The sequence below is a fragment of the Methanoculleus sp. UBA374 genome, assembly GCA_002508705.1.
Taxonomy (GTDB): domain Archaea; phylum Halobacteriota; class Methanomicrobia; order Methanomicrobiales; family Methanoculleaceae; genus Methanoculleus; species Methanoculleus palmolei.
On record DAYL01000005.1, the window covers coordinates 1 to 23,918 of the forward strand.

Consider the following 23,918-nt stretch of genomic DNA (forward strand, 5'->3'; position numbering starts at 1 on the left):
CCACGGCCGGGACTTCGAGAAATGCGTATGCGTTCCATCGCTCCCAGCCGTCCACGGTCTCGACGTCGATCCATTCGATCGCGAGGACCCCGTCGTAGGCACCTTCCAGGTCCGCGATCAGCGGATCGGTGAGCTCGCAGTCCGGGCACCGGTCCATGTGGTAGTATTCAAGGGAGACCGTTGAGGCCGCGGCTGCAGGAATGCACAGGATGCATGCGATGAGCAGAATGACAAGTGCCTGCGCTGTTTTTACAGTCATGAACCCTTCGTCATTCGCAGAGGTGTACAGAATACATCCATCACTCCGCAGGCCCTCCCTCAGCCTTTTCCCTTCGGGGCAGATCGTCTTTCCCAGATATAGAGGATGGGAAAAGCAACGATACCAACAAGCGCGATTCCCCGGAGAAAGGGAAGAACGGGATGCCCCAGTACCAGGTGGCGCAGAAGAACGATCCCAGCTGCTCCGAGGTAGAAGACAACTCCTCGTGCGAAGGTGATGCGGCGCTCCCCACCATCGATGAAGACGATGCGCGTCAGGAGCAGGCCGATGATGAGAAGGACAGGGAGCCAGAGGATCTGGTTGATGGAATATGCAAGGGACGCGTAGAGGTAGATCAGGAAGACCGTGACGAGAAGGGCGGCATCGATCACCTTCTCGACGATACCTCTTCTCCGTGCTGTCTTCCTTTCTCCGTGATTCCCCCGTCGAAGCGCATGACGGAGGATATTCGCTGGATTGGGGTCGATCAAGCCTTCTTTTCGTCTATACCACACCATAACGCAGACGACTACTGCAGCGATCGTCAATGGCAGGGGTAAGAGCAAAAACGATGGCAATGGGAGGTAGTCTGTTGTGATGATAAAAGCGGTGACGATAAGCGAGACTCCAAAGGTTACAACTGAACGCAACAACTCTTCTTTGGCAATAGTATCAATCTTCATGCGTACACCACCGATGCGCCATCGGGAATCGTGAACGTGAACTCATCATCATTTATCACGCAGTTCATTGAGTAATTTCGATATTCCAGGGTTAGCACCAGATTGCCCTTATCGTAACTCTGCAGTTTTAACGGGATCATACTTTTGGAATCGATCCACAATAGGTACTCTTTTGTGTTGTCCTCGCGGTCAAACTCGTGAGGAGTCAGTTTTACTTTATAGACCGGAATTGAGTTGATTGATTCCATTCCTTGTTCCTCTACCATGTAATTTTTAGTAATGTTGCCAGTCAGTAATGTGTAGATCGCAGGCGCTGGTCTCTTTTCAGATGGTGTTAGGTGTCTTATGAGCACAGTATTTTTCTCCGGATCATAGATCCAGACGACATCTCCATTTGAAACGATCTTTAAGCGTGTAAAAGAGTCACTTTTTTCAATCCTTCGAAATTTATCCGGTTTCTGTAAAAGTACGTCATATTCAATTGCCCTCGTTTCGTTGTCTATGTTCAAAGTAAGTATTTCAATATACGCTAAACTTTCGATATTTTGCTGTTTCTCTATGGCTATTTCCAGAGGTGTACCAGAACTAGTGTCTGTATTTACACAACCGGAGCAAATGAGTCCGATTACCACAATAGCCAACATGGATCGAGAGTCCCTTTGTACCGCCATCATATCCACCTTAAAAAAGAATAATGGGGCTACCTTGGTTCACATACATTGCCCCATACACCATGCTACTTCTACCCCCAGACAAGCCGCGGCAGGTGCACAGGAAACCACACTTGGCAAAGCAGCGCAGGGCCGCAACAGAATTACACAGATATCGCAGAGTGGCAGCCCGGGGCAGGTAGTTCCTACAATCGCACAGATACAATCCCCGATGATACATTGGCCTACACAAGTCCAATAATCATCATCCTCAGCCGTCGTAAAAAACTGCTCTGGTATGCCCTCGACCAAGGAACCTCCGTCGACGATAATTTCTTCAAGGACATCTCCATTGCTACCGATTCTGGTGAACGTGAGTTTATACAGGGACTCATTCTGATACGTGTTTGTGTACTTGAGTACCCGAGCACTGTCGCTATCCCAGACTGCAACGACGTTTGATATCTGGACCGAGCCATCTTTTTCGATAACAGATTCAACAGGCAGTACTACAGCCGTTATGTGATTGATGGATCCATCTTCAAGTTTTTTTTCGAGAGAGAATGTCTCAGCGTTCTCGACGATCAGACTCAGATCTTCGGAGCGCGGGATCCCTGAGAGTTTTTGCACATCGTCCAGGCTCAGAGCAGAAGCAACAGCTTCGTACTTCTCCAGGCCCGACAGATCGGTTTTCTGCAGGTCTTGTCTGGCATCGCCGCAAGGCGTTCCCGGCTCGCAAGCCATCACCGGCACAACACCCGCGCTCACCAGCAGTACAGCGAAGAGCGCGGAGAGTGCCCGCATTCCAATGTTTCCATTCATTTACTTTCCTCCTGTAACATCCCCGGAGGCAAAAGAAGCGTAACTTTAAGTACATGGAATGCGAAGCTACTTTTCGCCTTCGGGTAGTGGGGGGCTCGCCCGGCCTTGGACGGATTGGGTGAGCCTCCGCAATTTTGCCTGCAATCCGCGACTTACCCATAACCGGGCAGGTCGTCCGACGGGCTACAGACGGTTTACCCTTTCGAAGTCCCTCACCATATACTTTTCGATCCCAAAATCGCTATAATCCCATGAATATTCATGGGTCGGAATGAGCAATCGAACGCAACCCCGCAAAAGAGACTCAGCTCTCTCCCTTTCATCGCTCCGTCACGTCTTGAATGTGGCGCTTCCGGTTAAGCTCCGCGCGAATGACCGCCCCCAACAAGAGTTCATCGGCCGCGTCGAGGCGCGGGGGACCACCGCGCACCGGGGCGGCGTACACCCTGCCGCGATTGCCGGAGATGAGAGCACGACGATTGCCGCCGCACTCTTCGGGCGATAGGAGGGAGGACGGGCGGGGTGCCGCAGGTTGACTCGCACCGGAACGCTTCAGGGCCGCCCGGCACCATCGGCCGTCGCTGTATCTCTCATTTCCGCCCATACCTGTGTAAAGTGCTGGATTGACGAGCAAACGAGGGGAGCCCGGAGAAGAACGGATCACAAAGTATATAATGTCAACCAATGATTGTTGACATATGTCGCTCCCCCTGAACGACAGGCAGTTTGCATTCTGGCGCCTCCGCCGCACCGGCCTTGCCAACGTCGGTATCGCGGGACCGCTTCAGCATATCCCGCCAGGCGGTCTCGAAGGCGCTGCTTGCCATAGACAGGAAGGTCGAGGAGACGCTTCTAGAGATGGCGCACGCAAACCAGATCGACGTCGAACGCCTGAACGCGGAGAAGGGGGTCCTCTTCGGGCGCTCCGTCCCCTTCAATGCCGCCGCTATTGTCTTCGTATCTGCAGATCGCGGTGTGCAGGTCTGGTACGAGCACGAAGGCGATTGCGGCGCGTGCCCGCGGTACGCCCGGTGCATCGAACTCCTCTGGGGTTATGCGGACGAACTGGGTATCGCGCTTGAAAAGACCGACGACCCAACCCGTATGGCCGACGAACTCTTTGCAAAACTCCGGGAGATCGTATGATGTCTCTCGTGGAGACGATACGAGCCTACCTGGGCTGGTGCCCCGCAGAGGAGCCAGTGCAGGCGCACCGGCAGATGCAGCAGCAGGGGTCCGGCATGCGCGGGGATCCCCCACATAACGGCCGACGACGCATTGGCGGTGTAAGTATGAAGATTGATACTATCGTCAAAGAGGAGTTCTGGCGCTCAACTGCAGTCTTCTGGATCCTGGTTATCATAACCGCTTTCATCATCACGGCCGGCTACCTCCCATTACCGGCATTTTTGTTATTTCCCCTGCCACTAGCGATCACTGCGGTAATTTTCTGCGTCATGGTGAGGTATAGACGAAAGGAGCGGCTGACCGACCCCAACCCCATAAGCATCCTCCGTCACGCCCTCCGGTTAAGAGATCACAGAGAAGGCGAAATACGGCAGGGAAGAGCCGTCATCGATAAGGTGGTCGATGCCGTCCTTATCATCACGATCCTCCTGATCTACCTCTACGCGTCCCTTGCATACTCCATCAACCAGATCTACTGGCTCCCTGTCCTTCTCATCATCGGCCTGTTCCTGACACGGATCATCTTCATCGACGGCGGCGAGCGCCGCATCACCTTCGCGCGATCGGTTGTCTTCTACCTCGGAGCAGCCGCGATCGTTGTTCTGCGCTACCTGGCACTGGGGTATCCCGTTCTCCCCCTCCTTCAGGGAATCGCACTCATCGGCGTTGTTACTCATCCCAGCCTCTACATCTGGGAACGGCGGCGCACACCGGAGGGAACGGGTCGATGATAGTCCATGGAGCGATTGATCTGCTCTGCACACTCGTTCGGGACAGATCCGGTGTGGAAATCCACAACGAGCCCCCTTTGACGGATATGACAGCGGACGGACAGAAACTCCGGGAGGTCGTGTGATGTCTCTCGTGGAGACGATACGGGCCTACCTGGGCTGGTGTCCCATGCAGGGGGCGATGCGGACGAATCTGCCGGTGCGGCCGGGCATGACCGCGGCACCGGACCGGGCCCGGGTGGCGGATGAGAAGAGCATTTTCGTCAGTCGATCCTGTGGCCGGCACGGCCTCATAAGCGTTTTAGGACAACCTTTAGGAGAAATGTCGCTGTTGCGCCGGAACGGCGATAGTCAGGTCGCCTTTTGCTTAGCCGCTGGCCCTCCTCCCCCCGTGAACACCGGAAGAGCACGATATCACAACTCTTTACTCCCCGGCCGTCTCTAACTCCGGTACGTGCCGCAGCAAAGAGCCCCCATGCCCCTCCCCGATACCGTCCAGCGCCGGACCGTCCTCATCATCGCCACCCTCGCCACGTTCATCACCCCGTTCATGAGCTCGGCGGTGAACATCGCGCTCCCGTCCATCGCCGCCGAGTTCGCCCTGGACGCTGTCACGCTCAGTTTCGTAGCCTCGTCCTATCTCCTTGCGACCGCGATCTTCCTCGTCCCGTTCGGTCGGTTGGCCGACATCTACGGGCGCAAACGAGTATTTTCCCTCGGTGTGATCGTCTTCGCCTCCTCAGCCCTGCTCTCTGCGCTCGCGACATCAGGGCTCGCCCTCATCCTCTTTCGGTTCCTCGAGGGTATTGGAAGCGCCATGATCTACAGCACCAGCGTCGCCATGATCACCTCGGTCTTCCCGCTCGAGGAGCGCGGGAGGGCGCTCGGGATCAACGTCACCGCCGTCTACGTCGGCCTCTCCATCGGGCCGTTGATCGGCGGCTTCCTCACCGAACTCCTCACCTGGCGGAGCATCTTCCTCGTCCACATCCCGCTCGATATCTACATCGTCTACAGCATCCGCCGGCACCTTGCCGGGGAATGGGCCGACGCCCGCGGAGAGCGGCTGGACATCGTCGGTTCGGTCTTCTACGGCGCGATGCTTCTTTCCGTGATGTACGGGTTTTCGCGCCTTCCGGAGCCTGCCGGCATTGCAGCCATCGTTATCGGCGCGGCGCTCTTTGCGGTCTTTTACACCTGGGAGGTGCGGGTGGAAAACCCGGTCATCGACATACGGCTCCTCGCGTCGAACCGGGCGTTCACCTTCTCCAACCTCGCCGCCCTGATCAACTACAGTGCGACGTTTGCCATCGGGTTCCTCCTCTCCCTCTACCTCCAGGTGGTCCGGGGGCTCGACCCCGGCGCCGCGGGACTCGTCCTGATCACGCAGCCGGTCGTCCAGGCGCTCTTCGCCGCCCCGGCCGGGAGGCTCTCCGACCGGGTGGAGCCCCGCTACATCGCTTCGGCAGGGATGGGGCTTGTCGCCGTCGGCCTCGCTCTCCTCGCGCTCCTGACCCCTATAACCCCGATGGCCTACATCATTGCGGTCCTCGCTCTCCTCGGATTCGGGTTCGCCCTCTTCTCCCCCCCGAACACGAACGCCGTCATGAGTTCGGTCGACCGGTCCCTCTACGGCCTCGCTTCCGGTATGCTCGCCACCATGCGGACGACCGGGATGATGTTCTCGCTCGGGATCGCCACCGTCATGTTTGCCGTCTTCATCGGCACCTCCCAGATCGGGCCGGAGGTCCGGGGACCTTTCATGACGAGTTTCCGGGTGGCGTTCACCGTCTTCGCTGCCCTCTGCATCCTGGGTGTCTTCGCCTCGTTCTCCCGCGGAAAGGTGAGGTAATGACCGCGCCGTCCTGTGGGGCCCCGTTCATCTCAACAGAGTCAAAAATTGCTTAATCTTTCTGCCCGCCTGCTTCGCCTACCCGATCAACTTCACCAGCCCGTGCCGGGGTTCGAGCACCTCGCCGCCGCGTTTCAGCTGTTCGAGGGTATGCTCGACCTTGTCGCGGGAGAAGCCTTGCTGCACCAGGATATCGACGACCTCCGCGACCTTTGCCTGGCCGCCGGAGTCGCCGGAGACGTTCCGGATCGCCTCCTTGACCGACCGGATGATGTCCCGTTGCGACTTCGTGACCCCGGTCACGAGTTTATCGATATCGAAGCTCCCGCTCTCGGCGTCGTAGGCGACCTGCCGGAGACAGGCGTCCACGATCTTCAGGATCCGTTCGGCATCCTCGGTATCGACGGTGTTTGAGAGGCGCATCCGGGCGCTCGCCTCCGCAAGCCGCACCAGCGCCTCCAGCTGCCGTGCAGTGACCGGAACGGGCTTGTCTCCGCTTGCATGGCTCCTCAGGCGCATGTAGTAGTTGATCAGCGCCCCCTGCGCCCCCTCGCTTAAGATGGGGAAACAGGTCCGTTTCGCGTAAGCGATGTACTTCCGGAGGAGCGTCGGGTCGACGTCGGGGGTGACCGGCGCAAGCGCACGCTCGATATACGCATCGTCGACGTCCGGCAGCGGCGTATGTCCGTGCTGCTGGATCAACTCGCCGACGCTGTGAGTCTTGATGATGTGCTGCGCGATCGCCGCGTCCCGCTCGGCCTCGGGCTGGTCGGTCATCACGAAGATGAGGTCGAACCGCGAGAGGAGGGAGGGCGGCATATCGATCTGCTCGCCGATCGGGACGAACTGGTCGAACCGCCCCAGTTTCGGGTTCGCCGCACCGAGAAGCGCACACCGGGACTTCAGAGTCGCGGTGATCCCGGCTTTTGCGACCGAGATCGAGTTGCCGCACCAGACCGGGATGCCGTTTCGCCGGACGTAGAGGGTGTGGTTCGGGACCTCAAGACAGTAGATCCTGCCCTTGTACGGCCGCGTCTCGATCTGCTGCTGCCCGTTTGAGTTGATGTTCGGCTCGTTCTGGCCGTCGCGGATGAAGGTCACCTGGTAGATGTCGTGGGTCGCCGCGGAGGTTCCACCCCGCGGATTGGCAGTGATGGTCCCGGCCTCCCGTATGAGGTGGACGTTTCCGGACCATCCCCTCTTCAGCAGGAGCTCGGTGACGTCGTCGGCAAGCTTCTTCGAGGAGGTCGTGTATATCGAAACCCCGGTCGTCCTGTTGACGTAACCGTCCCCGAGCATAAGCGCGTCGAGGAGGATCTCGATCTGCTCCGGTGGAAGCTGCTTGGCGTAGTCGGGGACGTACTTCTCGTGGCATTTGCCGAAGGGGGCAAGGTGTTCGGCGAGCTGCTTTGTATTGATCGAGAAATTTTTGCCGTCGTAGGAGAAGCGGAACGGCATTCGTTCGAGACACCGCCGGATCTTCCCGGCGGACCCGGGAGTCTTCTGCGATATGATCACACGGTAGGGAACCCCTGTCCTGGAGTGCCGCTGGACGGAGCCTTCCGAGAGGAAGTAGCCCAAGAACTCAAGCCAGTCGTCCATTCCGATGCGGATGGGCTCGGTAAGTTTTCCTCCGGAGTTCTGGTTCGCGAACAGAACCACGGGCGGGATCTCGTAGGTTTCCTCCTGCTCTCCCGTCCACACAGCGTTTTTCTTGAACCGCATCCTCTTATGGATCGGGGCCTCGTCCATGCGGACGAGCCGGAACCCCTCCCACTCGTCTGCACGCCGGTTCAGGTTGACATACATCCGGTGGTTCGGCGTGACCGCGAGGTCCACCTGCCGGGATCTGACGTAGTACAGGTCCCCGTCATACTCCGATGCCACGAAATTGGACGGAGATGCGTACTCGAGCCTGCCGTCGGAAGAGAGGGTCGCGACGCGGTCGTCCGTGGTTACGTCGCGGAAGAGCTTCCACCCGCTCTCCGTGAGGACCTCGGTCTCGTCGTCGTAGCACTGCTGCTCCATCGCCTCGTGAAGTGCGCTCCGGTCCTCTTTCGCCATCTTATCCATCTCGTCGACGGCGGCGATCCCCATATCCGCGAGGACCAGCGCACCTGCTTCGAGCGTCCAGCGGCCGTCGCCGAACTCGTCCTTGACGGCCGTCGCCGTCAGCCCCGCGGATGTCGATGACTTGCCGCTCGTGTAGATCCCGCGCGGCGAGAGTTTCACCACGTAACGGAGGATCTGACTCTTTGCGATACCCGGGTCGCCGACCAGGAGGACATGAATGTCGCCGCGGAGACGGGAGCCGTCCGGCATCTCTTTCGCGATGCCGCCGAAGAGCTGGAGTGCGATCGCCTCCTTCACATCGTCGGTCCCGTAGATCGTCGGCGCAATCGACCGGGCGATCTTCTTGTAGATCAGGGGGTCGCGGGAGAGCGCCAGGATCTTCGTCTCGTCTTCCTCGGTGATCGAGACCTCCTCGAACTCCTTCTCGGCGACCTCGATGAAGTTGCACTCGAGGTAGATGTCGAAGAGCGTGCTCTTCTGGCCGTAGTTGATCCTCTGCACCGACCGCAGGATGCCGTTCACCACCACCCGGTCCCCCGGCGCGACGATGCCGGTGAGGTCGTCGGTAACGTCGATATCGAGCGTCTGGGGCTGTTCGCCCCCCCGGAGTCCTTCGGGAGACTCCTGAATCCGGAGTTTCTGGGCGTCGACGAACCGGCACCGGTTCATGACCAGGTCAAGCCGGGTCTTGCGCTCGCAGTTCGGGCAGAAATCGGGTTCATCGAACCGCCCGTAGCCCTGAGGGACCGGGTCGGTGAGTTTCCCGCAGGAACGGCACCGGAAGACCGCACTGACGATCCGGGGGCGCACCTCGGTCGTCTTTCTGAGAATCCCCTCGACGGCGATGAAGGTGTTGATCTGCTCGGCCCGGATGTCCCGGACCTCGGTCTTCTGCGGGAGGTTCGTGAACCGGATGTTGAGCTGGTCCGGGTCCTGACCGTCTTTGAGTTTGAGGAGTTTATTCTGGACGATAGCGTCCCGGATATCCCCGATGACCTTGCCCGGGCTCCGCAGGAGTTCAAACGCCAGTCTGTTGTTCAGGATCTTCCGGTAGTCGATGATGAGCGACCGGTTGTGCGGGTACTCGCGGGAGAGTTCGGCAAGTTCCCGCTTATACTGCTTCTTTAAAAACTTCGTCCACTCGCCGACGACATCGGTGACTTCGACGGTTACCTCTTCGGTCACGGCTGAGGTCCTCACGGGTGTCGCCCGGAAGCGAGGACGAACCGGGCGAGCAGCGCCTCCATCTGGATATCGCTGCTTGCCCCTTCCGAGAGGCGGAAATCGGTCTCGCCGAGGGCGTCAATCAGTCTCACTTTGAGCGTCCGGTCGATGTCGCGCCGGACCAGCGTCCGGTAGCACTGGTTGATCAACTCGTTCGGGGCGATGCCCCGGCCGCGGATCAGGTCGGAGAGTATCTTTTCGGCCTCGTCGAACTCTCCCGCTATCGAGAGGTCGAGGAGTTCGTCGACCTCTTCCGGGCGGGCCGTCGCGGTGATCGCATAGATCATCTCCTCGTCGATTGCGGATCTGAGGATGGCCGCGCCCTGAAGGGCGTTGATCGCCTTCCTCATATCCCCGGCGGCGACGTAGACGATGGCGTCGAGCGCACCCTCCGTGACGGTGAGACCTTCGGCAGCGGCAATCCGCCGGACTTCCTCGATCACCGCCTCCGCATCAAGCGGCCTGAACCGGTAGATGGCGCACCGGCTCTGGATGGGGTCGATGATCTTCGAAGAGTAGTTGCACGAGAGGATGAACCGGCACGTTCGGGCGTAGGTTTCCATCGTCCTTCTGAGGGCGGCCTGCGCGTCCGTGGTGAGGGCGTCCGCTTCATCGAGGAAGAGGATCTTGAACGTCGCCCCGGCGAGCGGCGAGGTCCGGGCGAACTCCTTGATCTGGCTCCTGACGACGTCGATGCCGCGTTCGTCGGAGGCGTTCATCTCCCGGAAGTTCATCTGCCAGGAGTCGCCGAAGAACCCCCGCGCCAGCGCCACGGCGGCGGTTGTCTTTCCTATCCCCGCGCTGCCCGTGAAGAGCAGGTGCGGAAGGTTGCCGGTCTTCACGTAGGACTGGAGGCGCACCACGATCTCCTTCTGTCCGACCATCTCGTCGAGTCTTTGGGGCCGATACTTCTCTATCCAGATGGTGTGGTTGCCGTCCATTTGCGTAACTGTTGGTGCTCGGGCATTGTAAAAGCATCGTCATCCCTCCGGTGATCCTTTTTAGAGGGTTGAGGACGAACAGATAGTACCGAATTGTTGTGGAAATACCGGGGGTTCGCATGGAAGCCGGTATATTCCCGCTCCCTCCTGAGATGGACGAGATCATGGAACCTGTAGATCGGGTATTTGCACGGGACTTCGCCGCCGCACGGCATACAGTGGATTTTGGAGACGGGGAACGCGTGGTGACCCCCGGCGGCGCCGCCTGTCGCCGCCTCTTCATCGTCGGTGCCTTCACCGAGCGCAAAGGGAGCAGCGACGTCATGCAGGCCCGGATCGCCGACCCCACCGGCGCGTTCCAGGTCACGGCAGACTGGCAGAGCCCGAACGCAGTCGAGACGCTCGGCTACATTGAACCGCCGGCGTTCGTCGCCGTCACCGGCCGGGCGACGCTCGCCGGTTCCGGCGAGCGAGCGCACGCAACAGTGGACGCCGAGGCCCTTGTTCAGGTGAACCGCACCGTCCGCGACATCTGGGTCCTCGCGACCGCCGGCGCGACGCTCGACCGGCTCGAAACGCTTCTGGAAAGCGGCGATGAGCGTGCCGCAGCCGCCGTCAGGCTCTACGGGACCACGGACGAAGATATCCGGGACCTGGCCGGGACGGTGCGGACGGCGCTTGAAAGCGTCCGCCCGGACATCGCCGTCGGCGATATCGTCCCCGTTGTCAGGCGCGATCTCCTCCTTGCCGCCCTCGATGACGGGGGAGGCGCCCGGGGCATCGGCATCGACGACGCCGTCGCCGCCGGGGTGCGGTCCGGCCTCTCGGCCAGGGACGCAAAGCAAGGTATCGCGGACCTCATTACCGCCGGAGAGTGCTACCAGCCCGCATCGGGCATGATCAAACTCATCTGACACGATATGCACCTGCACTTTATCGAGAACGGCCCGGCCCTCCTGGTCGAGCAGGACCGGCGCGTGCTGGTCGTCGCCGACCTGCACATGGGCATCGAGTCGGGCCTTGAACGCCACGGCGTCCACATCGCGAGCCGGAGCGCCTCAAGGGTCGACCGGGTCGTTGCCTGTATTGAGGAGACGAAGCCCGACCTCCTCCTCCTCCTCGGGGACGTCAAGCACAACGTCCCGGTGACGAGCAGGCAGGAGTACCGGGAACTCCCCACTGTCCTTGCCGCGTTCCGGGAACGCGTGCCGATTGCCGTCGCCCCGGGGAACCACGACGGAGGTATCGGGCGGTTCCTCGACGCCGGAGAGCTCCTGCCTCCCGAAGGCGCGCTCATCGACGGTGTTGGCTACCTCCACGGCCATACCCGCCCGGCCCCCGAACTCCCCGGCCACCTCATCGTCCTCGGCCACCACCACCCGGTCGTCTCGCTCATGGACGCCGTCGGCTGCGCCGCACGCGCCAGGCCGGCCTACCTCTACTCCGGAGCGACCGGCTCCTGTGAGGAGGAGACGCCGCCCGGGGGCCGCACCCGTCTCCTCTTCGTCCCGGCCTTCAACGAGTTCGCCGGCGGGATCGACGTCGGGCGGCTGAAGACGAGCGGGCTCGGGCCGCTCTCCCGGTGCATCGACGAAAAGAACGCGGAGGTGTTTTTAGCGGATGGCACATACGTCGGCTCCCCGGCCACGCTCTGCCCCGAAGGCGGCGTCTGACCTCCTCGACCCGCGGGTGCGGGAGGTCGTCCGGAAGCGCGGGTTTGCCGGCCTCTCCGAGGCCCAGGAGCAGGCCATCCCGCGGCTTCTTGCGGGGGAAAACCTGGTCCTGGTAGCGCCGACCGGCACGGGAAAGACCGAGAGTGCGATGCTCCCGGTCTTCGACCGGCTCCTTGAGAGCGTCGGAGCGGGGTTTAAGGCGCTCTACGTAACCCCGCTCCGGTCTTTAAACCGGGATATCCTCTCGAGGATGGTGTGGTGGTGCCGGGAGCTCGGGCTCTCGGTCGGCGTCCGGCACGGGGATACGCCGCAGAACGAGCGGCGGAAGCAGGCGCTCTCCCCGCCTGACCTCCTTATCACCACCCCGGAGTCCCTGCAGGCGCTCTTCATGGGCAGGCGCCTTCGGGAGCATCTGAAGAACGTCCGGTACGTCGTCGTCGATGAGATCCACGAGCTTGCCGACAGCAAGCGGGGCGCCCAGCTCGCGGTGGCGCTCGAGCGTCTGGCCGCCTACGCGGGGGAGTTCCAGCGGATCGGCCTCTCGGCGACCGTCGGAAACCCGGACGAAATCGGCCGGTTCCTCTGCGGGGCCCGGCCGTTCTCGCTTGTCGAAGTGCCGGTCGCAAGCAGTCTCGATATCAACGTCCGGTTTGCCGGGGAGGACTTCGCCGCTCAGACGCGGGCCGTCGGGAAGTGCCTTGATCTGCCCGGCTCCACCCTCGTCTTCGTCAACACCCGGGTGACCGCCGAGGCTCTCGGGCACGAACTCTACTCCCGTGGGGACGTCGAGGTCCACCACGGCTCGCTCTCGCGTGACGTCAGGGTTGAGGCCGAGGAGCGGTTCCGGAAGGGCGAGGTCGGGACGCTCATCGCGACGTCGTCGATGGAACTCGGGATCGATATCGGGCATATCGAGCACGTCGTCCAGTTTGGCTCCCCCCGGCAGGTCTCGCGTCTGGTGCAGCGGGTCGGCCGGGCCGGTCACCGCCTCGATGCCGTCTCGCACGGCACCGTCCTCGCCACGGGGTTCGACGACCTCTTAGAGTCGCTCGTGATCGCACGCCGGGCGAAGGCGAACGAGTGCGAGCGGATCGTTCCCCCTGCCGGCGCCGCCGACGTGCTCGCAAACCAGGTGGCGGCGATGGCGGTCGAGTACGGGGAGATCGAAGTATCCCGCGTCCGGGAGATGGTCGAGCAGTCGAACGTCTTTGCCGGCTCGCAGCCGCTCCTCGACGCCGTCTGCAAGCAGATGGCGGAGCACCGCCTTATCCGGCTCGACGGGTCCCGGATTATCCGGACGGGGCGGGCGCGGCGTTACCTCATCGAGAATCTCTCGATGATCAACGACGAGCGGAAGATGGAGATCTTCGATATCGTCTCGCGCCGGACGGTCGGGACCCTGGACGAGTCGTTCGTCCTCGGGTGGCTGCATACCGGGGCGGTCTTCATCACGAAGGGTCAACTCTGGCGGGTGCTCGAGATCGAGGGCGGCAGGATCACGGTCGAGCCGGCCGCACGGGCGCGGGGCGAGGTCCCGTCGTGGGAGGGCGAGCAGATCCCGGTGCCGTTCGCCGTCGCGCAGGAGGTCGGGGCGCTCCGGAGGACCCGGGCGTTCGGCCGTTATTCCGATATTCCGGCGGTGATCCGGTATGCGGAGGGGTTCATCGCCCGGATGGACGAAGGGAACTATCCGGTCCCCTCGGACCGTCTCGTCACCCTCGAAAACGCCGACGACGGCGTGGTCTGCAACGTTTGCGGCGGGCACAAGGCGAACGAAGCGCTGGCCCGGGCGCTCTCGGTCCTCCTGTCGGCCCGTTACGGGACGACCGTCGGGATCGAGGTCGGCGCCTACCGGTTCCTCCTGCGCCTGCCCGCAAACGTCCGGGCGCTTGAGGTGCAGGAGACCCTTGCCGCGCTCGAACCTGACCACCTCCCGGGGGTCCTGAAACTCGCCCTGAAACGAACGGCGCTTTTCAAGTGGAAACTCGTCCAGGTTGCAAAGAAGTTCGGCGCCATCGACGCGGACGCCGACTACGAGCGATTCAGCATCCACCGGCTCATCGACCTCTTCGACGAGACCGTCATCGCGGGCGAAGCCTACCGGGAACTCTTCAGCGACTCAATGGATGTGGAAGCGGCGCAGGAGATCCTTGCGGCGGTCCGCGACGGCCGGATTGCCATAACCGTCGGGCGGTTGAGCCCGCTCGGGAGCGAAGGGCTCTCCTCCTCGCGGGACATGATCCCGCCGCCGATGGTCGACCAGGCGGTTATCGGGACGCTCATGCGGCGCCTTGAGAAAGAGGACGTCGTCCTCTTCTGCATGAACTGCCGGAAGTGGAAGAGCCGGACCGTCGTGGAGCGGGTCCCCGACCGGCCGCAGTGCCCGCTCTGCAACGCCCGCCTCATCGCGGCGCTGAAACCCTGGGACGAACAACTCATCCCGGCGGTGAAGAAGAAGAACAAGTCCGAGGAGGAACGGGCGATCGAGGTCCGGTTTCTCCGGAACGCAAACATCGTTCTCTCCAGCGGAAAGAAGGCGGTGACCGCCCTCGCCGCAAAGGGCGTCGGGCCGGAGGCGGCATCCCGGATCCTCGCCACCCTGACCGAAGGGGATGCCTTCTACCGGGAGGTCCTCAAGGCCGAGCGGAACTACGTCAAGACGCATAGATTCTGGTAAAAAGGATGAGATCCAAGGTGCGCCTTCACGCACCCGTCGGCCCCGGGGAGCCCCCTTTCCGGGGGAAGACAGCGTTTAAACCGTAGGCTAAGGCAAACCCGATGCACTGGACCGTGGCGATATCCACCGGGAATCCGTGCCGGAAGATGGAGTTAGTAAGTTTCAATCTTGGCGGAAAGAGAGACCGGGGCTCAAAAAGCCTCCTTCCCATCAGAACGAACGTAATGGGAAAAAACCGGTTCACACAATCGTTTCGAGCCTTTGCTCCAGGAAATCAACGCCTCTCTTGATATCCTCGATGTTCTTTCCCCCGGTCAGGATGATCTTACCGGAACTGAAGAGAAGGGCGACAATCTTCGGGTCCTCGATCCGGTAGACAAGCCCCGGGAACTGTTCGGGCTCGTACTCGATGTGCTCGAGGTTGAGCGTGATGACGACCTTGTTCAGGTTGATGTACTTGCCGAGGTCGTACGAACAGACGATGTTCGTGATCGCGACCTGCGGCTCGGGGAAGGTCGCGACACCGGCACGCCGGAGCGAGTCCATGATGATCGTGAGGCCTTCGTGGAGATCCTCTTTCTTTCTGATGCCGGTGAGCACCACCTTTCCTGAAGAGAATATCAGGGATGCCATCTTGGGCTTCTCGATGCGGTAGACCGCTCCGGGGAACCTCTTCGTATTCAACTCACAGTTTTTTATTTTATCAGATAGGTTTTCGAGGTCGATCGAGTCTGCAACCCCTCCGGAGGCAACGATGTTCTCGATTTTCAGTGACTCGTATCCCTTCTCATCCATCGATATGAGTATCATTTTTTGAACCATAATACTAATGGGTAATCTTTATGGTATTCGTTGGATTGAGCGTCCTTTATCTTCGTGAATACTTTAAACCATAAACGCGCAATCTTTTATTGATCACGTTATGGCGGAAGATGAGCAAAAACCGGTCTCCTACGAAGACCTCTGCGCGAATTTCAAGATCGACGTCCCTGAATACTATAACTTCGGCTTCGACGTGATCGACGCGTGGGCAAAGAAGGATCGGAACAAACTGGCGATGATCTGGGTGAACCAGAAGGGAGACGAGAAAAAGTACACCTTCTTCGACCTCATGCGCCTCTCAAATCAGGCGGTCAACATCTGCCTGAAATACGGCATCAAGAAGGGCGACCGGGTCATGTTGATGCTCCCCCGGACACCCGAGTGGTGGATCTTCGTCATCGCCCTCATCAAACTCGGCGCCGTGTACTGTCCCGCAACGACGATGCTGACCCCAAAGGACCTGCAGTACCGCATTCAGGCGGCCGATATCAAGATGATCATCACCATGGCCGAACATGCGGGTAAGGTCGAGGAGATCCGGGAAGAGTGCCCCACGCTCGCGGTCCGGCTCATGATCGACGGCGTTCGGGACGGATGGGTCAGTTACCCCGTCGAGCTCGACTACCCTGCACCCTGCTCGCACAAACTGGTGAACCTCCCCGGCATGCACCGGACCAGAGCAACGGACCCGATGCTGATCTTCTTCACCTCGGGGACCACCGGCGAGCCGAAGATGGTGCTGCACGACAACTCCTACCCCCTCGGGCACATCGTCACCGGGCGGCTGTGGCACGACCTGCACCCGAACGACCTTCACCTGACGATCTCCGATACCGGCTGGGGGAAGAGCGCGTGGGGGAAACTCTTCGGCCAGTGGATCGTCGGCGCGTGCATCTTTGTCTACGATATCCGGGGCAGGTTCCATGCCACCGAAATCCTGCCGCTGATGGAGAAATACGGGATCACGACGTTCTGCTGCCCCCCGACCATCTACCGGATGCTGATCTTGGCCGACCTCGACACGTTCGATCTCTCCGACCTGCGCCACTGCTGCAGCGCCGGCGAAGCCCTTAACCCCGAGGTGATCCGGGCATGGGAAGAAGGAACCGGAAAGACGATCTACGAAGGCTACGGCCAGACCGAGACGGTGCTCTGCATCGGAACGTTCCCCGGCATGAAGTGCAAACCGGGCTCCATGGGGAGGCCGTCGCCGGGCTGGCATATCGAACTCCACGACGACTGCGGAAAACCGGTCGGCGTCGGGGAGGAGGGGCGCATCGCCATCAAGGTGAATCCGCGGCCGGTCGGGCTCTTCCGCGGCTACTTAAACAACGAAGAGGAGACCCGGAAAGTCTTCCAGAGCGGGTTTTACTATACCGGCGATAAGGCGCGGATGGACGAAGACGGCTACTTCTGGTTCATCGGGCGGGACGACGACGTGATCAAGTCCTCCGGATACCGGATCGGGCCGTTCGAGGTGGAGAACGCGCTCATGGAGCATCCCGCCGTCCAGGAGGCGGCGGTCGTCGGGTCGCCCGACGTGATCCGGGGGCTTATCGTCAAGGCGTTCGTTGTGTTGAAGCCCGGGTACCGGCCCTCGGAGTCGCTCGTCAAGGATATCCAGAACTATGTCAAGCGGGTGACGGCGCCTTACAAGTACCCCCGCGCGGTCGAGTTCGTGGAGTCGCTTCCAAAGACCATCTCCGGCAAGATCAAACGCTACGAACTCCGTGAGCGGGAGATGAAACGGTTTACCGACAATAACTCCCACAACTCCCACCCCTCCGGGGAGGATGGGGAGTGATTACCTTTATTTTGTTGAAGAGACTACGGTATTAGGCGTTAAGAATCGCAGAACCCGGCCGACGGGGATGGTCGGCCGTAGATTCCGTGCGAGAGTTGCCAAGCCAGGTCAAAGGCGTCAGGTTCAGGGCCTGATCTCGAAGGAGTTCGCCGGTTCGAATCCGGCCTCTCGCATCTCTCCTTTTGCAATGGTTCCGGAATTGACCGGGTGTACCTTCGCCGGTCGAAAAAAAGAGATAGGGTTATTTGATCCGGCCGAATTCCTGGCTCACTTCCGCTGCGGACTGGAAGGTCTTGTCCCCGAACATCTCGAGGACCTGGATCACCGCATCCGGCGCGTTGTTCTTCTGTGCGTGGCTGATCAGATCCTGTTTCCCGGCAGGATAGTCCATACCCCCGAGATATTTCTGGAATGCGGATGCACTCAGTTCTTCGACGGAGGCAGACTGTGCCGCGGAGGCCACGCCGCCTCTCACTGAAGGTCTTTCTTCTGCCATGCTTCTCACCACCTTTCTAACCTGCATGTCCCGCACGGCGGGACACACCTCCGACCCATAGTCCTGGGTGAATAAAAATGTTGCTGTGTTTTTACGCTGAAATAATGACTATTTAGCGGGGGATTGGTCTTAGCCGGGAGTGGTTGCCGGCAGAGAGAGGCCGACCGTCAACCCAACGGGGCATTCGGAGATGCCGGAGAACACTGGGAGCCGGGGGTTCCAGCCCTCTCTCCGGCACTTCATCCCCCGCCCGAACCCGGGCGGGGCAGGGGCCGGACCCGTGCAGCGCTCTCTCTACACCCACGAATAAGTCCGGAAGATGTGACTGGAGTCGGCAGGACGCTGTTTCCGGCGGCGCTGGAACCGGGCCGTACGCACCGCTCAATCAGAGAAGAGGTTCTCTTGAACCCCGATTCTCTAAAAATTGGGTATTTGGAATACTGTTCTTCAGGCCAGGACCTTAGTACCGGCTGTAATCGCTTCTCGGTCTCGGGGGCCGGGCTTCGTCGATCTTTAAGGTGCGGCCTTCAAATACAGTATTGTTCAGGGCTTCTTTCGCTGCCTCGGCCTCTTCGGCGCTGGACATCTCAACAAACCCGAACCCTTTGCGTTCAATGACTCTGACGTCATTTACCGTCCCATACTGGCTAAACAGATCTTTCAACTGCTCTGCATTTACCGAGTAGGTGAGGTTTCCGACGTACAGCTTGTTGCTTTCCATTCAAAGATCCTCTCTATCCATGTACGTTCAAACCTTAATTACTCTTCGGAGGGGACATTGGGGAAGCAGGTCGGGGACACTCTCCCGATGCAGGCGAGCGCCCGGCGGTTGAGGTGCGCTATCCCAGCGCTGTGAGGGGGAAGGGGAGCCGGCAGCCCCGGGTCTTTTTGCCGGGAATGACCCGGGATAGATACCTTAATGATGACCCGGATCATTGATGTACACTCCCCTGGCGGAAAAGTGCGAGGCCCGTCGTTGCACTGCTGCCTCCCCTGGAGTTGATGAACTGACAAAGACACGAGGAACACAAAATAACGAAAGCGATGAGATCATACGGGTACGGTTACCGAAGAAGCGAAATCGGGAACTGTTTGCCCGCGCCGACCTGATGCTCGGGGCAAACCACATCCGTGTCCGCTGTGAGGACGGCGTCACGCGCACCGGGCGGATCAAAGGTAAGATCAAGAAGCGGCTCTGGATCCGCGAAGGCGATCTCTTGATTGTCGTTCCCTGGAGTTTCCAGGATGAAAAGTGCGATATCGTCTACCGTTACATCAGACCTCAGGTAGACTGGCTCAAGAGGCACAATTACCTCAGCCAATAATACACCTTTGCGCTTCTGTAGTTTCGGTCAGGGCAAAATCCCGGGACTTCGGGGTAACGACCCGCTGCAATGGAGTTCGCGTCCCGGATACGAAGGCCGGTCCCCGCCGCCATGGCGCTCTGCTTCCCGACCAGGAGACCTCCAGCCCCGGGCCGGGGCTTGTATTCACCCTTCGCTTGCCTCTCTCCGCCGCCGGACGATGCCTGCTCATACAGCGGTCGGGAAGAACTCGCCGCGGTCCGGGCAGCTCCCGGGAGTAAAGAATATTCGTGCTTTACCGGGGGATGAGTAAATATTCGTTAGGATATGGTTATATACTGCATGCCATGATGAATCAGTATATTTCACAGAAGGAATTATTTTTAACTTTCGTAGCATCGGTTTAAATCGATTATAATGATTTATATCTTATAAATTTTAATATCTTTCCCGGAGATCGTTCATTGAAAACAGATATATTTATGTAATACTATTAGACAATACTCTCTCATGACTGAAACCTCCTCGCAGGGATCCGGGATCTGGCAGGATGGACCCGCCCTTCAGATCCCGATATTCTACAAACTTATGGCGAGCATGCTCACCATTGCGGTCATTCCGGTCCTTCTGCTCGGGATCGTCTCGGCGGGCGATACCGGGAGTCTCATTGCCGTGCTCGGTCTGCAGAACAGCATCATTGTCCTGACCCTCCTCACGCTCGCTGTTATCCTGATGTGGAGTTTCTATCTTGCCAGGAGCATCACGGCTCCCATCGAACAGCTCTCAAAGGTTGCAACCAGTGTAAGCCAGGGCAACCTTGAAAACGCCGAGATCACCGTAACGAGCAACGACGAGATCGGCGAACTGGCAGTTGCGTTCAACCGCCTGATCAACTCCTATAAGATCCTCGATACCCTTGCGAAGGACGACGGCGAGTAAGGAGAGGTTTCCCGGCAGGAACTTCCTCCTTTTTTTTCGCGCGAACAACGATCTGGCAGGAATTTGAATGATAGACAAATTACCCCGGGGAAAGGCCATCGGAGAGATGCAGGCACCGCTCCAGTGGATCTTCTCGCACACGTCCCGCTTTTTCGGGGCGGTACGGATCACAATGCAGGACGGAGAGGGGTTCCTGCTGGTGCAGAATGGCGAACCTCTTGCTGCGTACTTCAGCCACCCGTTTAAGTCCCTGAGCGGGTCGCCGGCATTGAAATTCTTCAGCAGCCAGGCTATCCTCGATTTCAGTCTCTGGAAGTACGAGCCCGAAGATATGCAGACGGCCCTCACCCTCTCCGCCGGGGCAGAGGCCCACCTGCAGCCCGGCCGCGCCCTCCCGGCCGACCGGCCTGAGGATGGCGAACCCGGCCCTGTGGCCGGGACCGTGGAGGGGAGGGAAGAGAGTTCCCAGGGCGCATCTCCGGGAGAGGAACCGGAGCGGCTCAAGGCGGTGCTCCAGAATCCCGGGGTGACTGCAGCGGCCTGCTTCTCCGACGGCCTCTGCATCGCATCGGTCGGCGATATCGACACCGAGTCTGCCGTCGCTTTTGCCGAAGACCTGCTCCGGTGGTCGATCCGCCTGCAATCGGCCGCACCGGCTTGCGGAGCGCTTGTGCAGATGACAATCTTCTATCGCGACGGAAACGTCATCATAACCCCCTGCGACGACAACTTCCTCTGCATCTTTACTACGCCTGCGGTGCACCTCGGCCAGGTACGGCGGATGATCCGGGACCTGCAGAGCGGGGCGGCGGATCACACCTCCGGATGAAAACGGCCCTATACTCCAGCGCTCTTCCGCCTGCCGGTGTTTGATACACGGCTTTCCGTGTCTCCGGTCGGCGTTGATACATTCCGGATAGCCCGGGCCTGCTCTTCTCACAACAAGGGGGCTCTACCGGGGAAGACGAAATAGTCATTATAATGGTAATATTTATATAATTAATATATTATGGATTGCGGGCCCGGGCGTGACAGCGTCCGGGCGGGCAAGGATAACCGGAGGATGGGTCGTATGACCGACGAGAAGAAAAAGGAGAGGCGGGGCCTCGCATCGGCAGACGAAGCGACCCGAAAACGGGTTGCACAGACCGGTGGAACCGCGCCGCACGATAAACGGGGGCTTCAGGCTGCTTCCCCCGAAACCCGTCGTCGCGTCGCGAGCGCCGGTGGCAGGGCTCCGCACGAGGAGCGGGGCCTTCAGGCTGCAAGTGCTGAGACCCGGCAGCGCGTCGCCCGGGCAGGCGGAAGGTCCCCGCATGAGGAGCGGGGACTCCGGGCGGCACCGGAGAAGACCCGGCAACGCATCGCCCGCAAAGGCAGCCGGTCTTCGGCCGGTCAGGACCCCTCAACGCTTCGTTAGGTGAGGGAGAGATCAGTTGCTCCCTTCCCCGACCTTCCCGTGCACCCGCGTTCCCCCGGCCGGTTCCCGGGGTTTCATCGTTGCCGGTTCCCGGGCATACTCCACTCCGGCCCCCGCAAGGAGAGCCGGGTAGTACCGGGTGACGTACTCCTTCACCATCCGGCGGGATGAAAATCGGGGGCCGTTGCTCTTGATCGACTCTTTCATCATCTTTACCCAGCCGTGCGGGACGTCGTCGATGGAACGGTTGTAGTAGAGCGGGACGACCTTCTTTTCGAGGAGGTCGTAGATCGCCGCGGCGTCGCTGCGGTCTCTCCCGTCGCAGGCTGTCGTCTCGTCTCCGAACGCCCAGCCGTTTCTGCCGTTGTAGCCCTCGGCCCACCAGCCGTCAAGGATGGAGAGGTTCAGGACCCCCGAAAGCGACGCCTTCATACCGCTCGTCCCGCTCGCCTCCATCGGGGGCAACGGGTTGTTTAGCCAGACGTCGACGCCGTGCACCAGGTACTGCGCCATCTGTTCGCCGTAATCTTCGACGAAGGCGATCCTTCCGCCGAACTCCGGCTGCTGTGCGTAGCGGTAGATCTGCTGGAGCACCTGTTTTCCCCCGGTGTCGGCCGGGTGGGCCTTGCCGGCAAAGATGATCTGGACGGGATGCCAGGGGTTGTTCAGGATGCCCATTAGCCGCTCCGGGTCCTCGAAGATGAGGTATGCCCGTTTATAGGTCGAGAACCGCCGGGCAAACCCGATCGTCAGGACGGAAGGGTTGAGGAACGCTCCTTCAGCCGCCGGATTCGACGCTCCGCCGTTATGTGTCGTCCATTTGACCCGCTCCTGTTCCCGGATGCGGTTGAAGAGTTTCGCCTTCAGCCAGGTGTGAAGATGCCAGAGTTCGTCATCCGGGATCTCCTCGACGAGTTCCCAGACCGCCGGGTCGTCGTGCTCCGAGAGCCAGTCGGGAGAGGTCGGCCCGATATGCCGGTCGTAGAGTTCCTTCATCCGGGGGTTCAGCCAGGTCGGTACATGGACGCCGTTCGTGATGGAGTCGATGGGCACCTTCTCCTCCGGCGTCCCGGGCCACAGGCAATGCCACATCCGCCGGGTGACGGCCCCGTTCACACGTGAGACGCCGTTGCGGTGCGCCGACATACGCAGGGCGAACGCGGTCATGTTGAACCCGGCGCCGGGGTTCTGCGGGTGGACGCCAAGCTGCAGGAACCGCGTCCGGTCGATGCCGAGCGCCGGATAGTAGGTCTTGAAGTAGCGGTCGATGAGGTCGACGGGAAAGACATCGTGGCCCGCAGGGACAGGCGTGTGCGTGGTGAAGACGGACGTTGCCTGCACCTCTGCGAGCGCCTCCTCGAAGTCCGTCCCCCGTTCGACCCGCTCCCGGACCCGTTCAAGCAGTGCAAACGCCGGATGACCTTCGTTTAAGTGCACCGCCGCATAATCGATACCGAGCGTATGGAGCATCTGCCAGCCGCCGATGCCGAGCACGATCTCCTGCCGGAGGCGCTGTTCCGGGTCTCCCATGTAGAGCCGGGACGATATGCCCCTGTTTTTGGGGTCGTTGCAGGGGATGTCCGTATCGAGGAGGTAAAGCGGGACCCTGCCGACCTGGACCTTCCAGACGGCGGTGTAGATGGGCGGGTCGATACGCGGGACCCGGATCACCAGGTCTCCTCCTGCCGGGTCAAGAACCCGGGTGATGGGCGCCGCATCGCGGTCGACCGGCTCGGTAATGCCTTCCTGCCAGCCATCCGGGGTGATGTGCTGGTGGAGGTAGCCCTGCGAGTACATGAACCCGACGGCAACCATCGGGAGGCCGAGGTCGCTTGCTTCTTTTAAGTGGTCGCCGGCGAGGAACCCGAGTCCGCCCGCATAGAAGGGGAGCGAGTGATGGAGCCCGTATTCCGCCGAGAAGTAGGCGATTGTCAACGGGGGATTCCCGGGGTAGTTCTCGGCGAACCAGGTCCCGGTGGCGTTCATGTACCTCCTGAACCGGTGCATGATGATCTCGTAGCGGTGGAGATAGGCGGGGTTCTCCGCCGCCTGGTCCAGGAACTCAACCGGTATCTCGCGGAGCATCCGAACCGGGTTGTGGACGCTCTCTCTCCATGCCTGCCGGTTCAGTTGCTTGAAGAGCAGTCGTGCCTCCGGGTTCCAGCTCCACCAGAGGTTGTATGCGAGGTCGACGAGCCCGGAGATCCTCTCCGGGATACGATCAATGAGGTCATGTGCGGGAGTTCCCATGCGTTCTGCCTTCTTCTGAAGGATTTACCGTCTGTATTTATTATTCTATGTTTACGGATTTTAGTGAATGCCTGAGAGAATGGAAAAAATTGAGCAGTATCCGGCTTCTC

Annotated in this window: 23 protein-coding genes and 1 tRNA gene; 13 read left to right on the top strand and 11 right to left on the bottom strand. The window is 60.3% G+C overall.

The annotated features are described in order from the left end of the window. The 4 genes from BRA42_RS01435 to BRA42_RS01450 all read right to left on the bottom strand — a co-directional run. Positions 1-259 (bottom strand): hypothetical protein (locus BRA42_RS01435; protein WP_342770433.1); only part of this gene is annotated, 259 nt, incomplete at its 3' end. 59 nt (positions 260-318) lie between these two features. Further along, the gene (locus BRA42_RS01440; RefSeq protein WP_342770432.1) at positions 319-942 is read right to left on the bottom strand and encodes a hypothetical protein; all 624 of its coding nucleotides are present in this window, start codon (positions 940-942) and stop codon (positions 319-321) included. After that, positions 939-1,616, bottom strand: a complete 678-nt coding sequence (locus tag BRA42_RS01445) for an outer membrane lipoprotein carrier protein LolA (protein WP_342770431.1) — start codon at positions 1,614-1,616, stop codon at positions 939-941. Before BRA42_RS01445 ends, BRA42_RS01440 begins: the two co-directional genes overlap by 4 nt. Before the next feature lie 36 nt (positions 1,617-1,652). Continuing rightward, complete coding sequence (locus BRA42_RS01450; protein ID WP_342770430.1) at positions 1,653-2,414, bottom strand: hypothetical protein; 762 nt, start codon at positions 2,412-2,414, stop codon at positions 1,653-1,655. A 271-nt stretch (positions 2,415-2,685) separates the two neighbouring features. On the opposite strand from BRA42_RS01450, the gene BRA42_RS01455 reads away from it, so the two are divergent. The 4 genes from BRA42_RS01455 (at position 2,686) to BRA42_RS01470 (ending at position 6,185) form a co-directional block, all read left to right on the top strand. Next, positions 2,686-2,919, top strand: a complete 234-nt coding sequence (locus BRA42_RS01455; RefSeq protein WP_342770429.1) for a hypothetical protein — start codon at positions 2,686-2,688, stop codon at positions 2,917-2,919. A 251-nt stretch (positions 2,920-3,170) separates the two neighbouring features. Beyond that, positions 3,171-3,560 carry a hypothetical protein gene (locus BRA42_RS01460; RefSeq protein ID WP_342770428.1) on the top strand — a complete coding sequence of 130 codons (390 nt, stop codon included), beginning with the start codon at positions 3,171-3,173 and terminating at the stop codon, positions 3,558-3,560. A 146-nt stretch (positions 3,561-3,706) separates the two neighbouring features. Next, positions 3,707-4,333 carry a hypothetical protein gene (locus tag BRA42_RS01465; RefSeq protein WP_342770427.1) on the top strand — a complete coding sequence of 209 codons (627 nt, stop codon included), beginning with the start codon at positions 3,707-3,709 and terminating at the stop codon, positions 4,331-4,333. A 454-nt stretch (positions 4,334-4,787) separates the two neighbouring features. Beyond that, the gene (locus BRA42_RS01470; protein WP_292405453.1) at positions 4,788-6,185 is read left to right on the top strand and encodes an MFS transporter; all 1,398 of its coding nucleotides are present in this window, start codon (positions 4,788-4,790) and stop codon (positions 6,183-6,185) included. Between the two features lie 78 nt (positions 6,186-6,263). On the opposite strand, the gene BRA42_RS01475 is transcribed toward BRA42_RS01470, so the two are convergent. After that, positions 6,264-9,443 (bottom strand): LAGLIDADG family homing endonuclease, encoded by a 3,180-nt coding sequence (locus tag BRA42_RS01475; RefSeq protein WP_342770425.1) that lies wholly within the window; start codon positions 9,441-9,443, stop codon positions 6,264-6,266. Between the two features lie 11 nt (positions 9,444-9,454). Further along, positions 9,455-10,423 carry a replication factor C small subunit gene (locus tag BRA42_RS01480; protein ID WP_342770424.1) on the bottom strand — a complete coding sequence of 323 codons (969 nt, stop codon included), beginning with the start codon at positions 10,421-10,423 and terminating at the stop codon, positions 9,455-9,457. Positions 10,424-10,542: 119 nt separating this feature from the next. On the opposite strand from BRA42_RS01480, the gene BRA42_RS01485 reads away from it, so the two are divergent. From BRA42_RS01485 to BRA42_RS01495, 3 genes are read left to right on the top strand one after another with little or no spacing between them, the layout of a single operon-like run. After that, entirely contained in the window at positions 10,543-11,337 is a 795-nt protein-coding gene (locus tag BRA42_RS01485; RefSeq protein ID WP_292405461.1) for a hypothetical protein, read from the top strand. Positions 11,338-11,343: 6 nt separating this feature from the next. After that, the gene (locus tag BRA42_RS01490) at positions 11,344-12,096 is read left to right on the top strand and encodes a metallophosphoesterase (RefSeq protein WP_292405463.1); all 753 of its coding nucleotides are present in this window, start codon (positions 11,344-11,346) and stop codon (positions 12,094-12,096) included. Next, complete coding sequence (locus BRA42_RS01495; protein ID WP_292405466.1) at positions 12,044-14,773, top strand: DEAD/DEAH box helicase; 2,730 nt, start codon at positions 12,044-12,046, stop codon at positions 14,771-14,773. Before BRA42_RS01490 ends, BRA42_RS01495 begins: the two co-directional genes overlap by 53 nt. Positions 14,774-14,798: 25 nt before the next feature. On the opposite strand, the gene BRA42_RS01500 is transcribed toward BRA42_RS01495, so the two are convergent. Together BRA42_RS01500 and BRA42_RS01505 are read right to left on the bottom strand one after the other, a co-directional pair. Continuing rightward, positions 14,799-14,939, bottom strand: coding sequence for a hypothetical protein (locus tag BRA42_RS01500; protein WP_292405469.1), 141 nt, complete (start codon positions 14,937-14,939; stop codon positions 14,799-14,801). 74 nt (positions 14,940-15,013) lie between these two features. After that, positions 15,014-15,568, bottom strand: a complete 555-nt coding sequence (locus BRA42_RS01505; RefSeq protein ID WP_292405472.1) for a TATA-box-binding protein — start codon at positions 15,566-15,568, stop codon at positions 15,014-15,016. A gap of 127 nt (positions 15,569-15,695) precedes the next feature. On the opposite strand from BRA42_RS01505, the gene BRA42_RS01510 reads away from it, so the two are divergent. Together BRA42_RS01510 and BRA42_RS01515 are read left to right on the top strand one after the other, a co-directional pair. After that, positions 15,696-17,399, top strand: coding sequence for an AMP-binding protein (locus BRA42_RS01510; protein WP_292405474.1), 1,704 nt, complete (start codon positions 15,696-15,698; stop codon positions 17,397-17,399). A gap of 88 nt (positions 17,400-17,487) precedes the next feature. Continuing rightward, positions 17,488-17,572: transfer RNA gene (locus BRA42_RS01515), tRNA-Leu, on the top strand. Positions 17,573-17,640: 68 nt separating this feature from the next. Here the strand turns inward: BRA42_RS01515 and BRA42_RS01520 are convergent. After that, the gene (locus tag BRA42_RS01520; protein ID WP_292405477.1) at positions 17,641-17,895 is read right to left on the bottom strand and encodes a DUF2795 domain-containing protein; all 255 of its coding nucleotides are present in this window, start codon (positions 17,893-17,895) and stop codon (positions 17,641-17,643) included. Positions 17,896-18,355: 460 nt separating this feature from the next. Next, on the bottom strand, positions 18,356-18,616 hold the full coding sequence (locus BRA42_RS01525; RefSeq protein WP_292405480.1) for an RNA recognition motif domain-containing protein: 261 nt from the start codon (positions 18,614-18,616) through the stop codon (positions 18,356-18,358). Positions 18,617-18,833: 217 nt separating this feature from the next. Here BRA42_RS01525 and eif1A point away from each other — a divergent pair, with 217 nt between their 5' ends. The 4 genes from eif1A to BRA42_RS01545 all read left to right on the top strand — a co-directional run bounded on the left by eif1A (position 18,834) and on the right by BRA42_RS01545 (position 21,558). Continuing rightward, positions 18,834-19,220 (top strand): translation initiation factor eIF-1A, encoded by a 387-nt coding sequence (gene eif1A / locus BRA42_RS01530; RefSeq protein ID WP_292405483.1) that lies wholly within the window; start codon positions 18,834-18,836, stop codon positions 19,218-19,220. A 489-nt stretch (positions 19,221-19,709) separates the two neighbouring features. Continuing rightward, on the top strand, positions 19,710-20,138 hold the full coding sequence (locus tag BRA42_RS01535) for a HAMP domain-containing protein (protein WP_292405486.1): 429 nt from the start codon (positions 19,710-19,712) through the stop codon (positions 20,136-20,138). Between the two features lie 67 nt (positions 20,139-20,205). After that, positions 20,206-20,967 carry a roadblock/LC7 domain-containing protein gene (locus BRA42_RS01540; protein WP_292405489.1) on the top strand — a complete coding sequence of 254 codons (762 nt, stop codon included), beginning with the start codon at positions 20,206-20,208 and terminating at the stop codon, positions 20,965-20,967. 180 nt (positions 20,968-21,147) lie between these two features. Further along, positions 21,148-21,558 carry a hypothetical protein gene (locus BRA42_RS01545; protein WP_342770423.1) on the top strand — a complete coding sequence of 137 codons (411 nt, stop codon included), beginning with the start codon at positions 21,148-21,150 and terminating at the stop codon, positions 21,556-21,558. Positions 21,559-21,570: 12 nt separating this feature from the next. On the opposite strand, the gene glgP is transcribed toward BRA42_RS01545, so the two are convergent. After that, positions 21,571-23,808, bottom strand: a complete 2,238-nt coding sequence (gene glgP / locus BRA42_RS01550; protein ID WP_342770422.1) for an alpha-glucan family phosphorylase — start codon at positions 23,806-23,808, stop codon at positions 21,571-21,573. Positions 23,809-23,918: the final 110 nt, after the last annotated feature.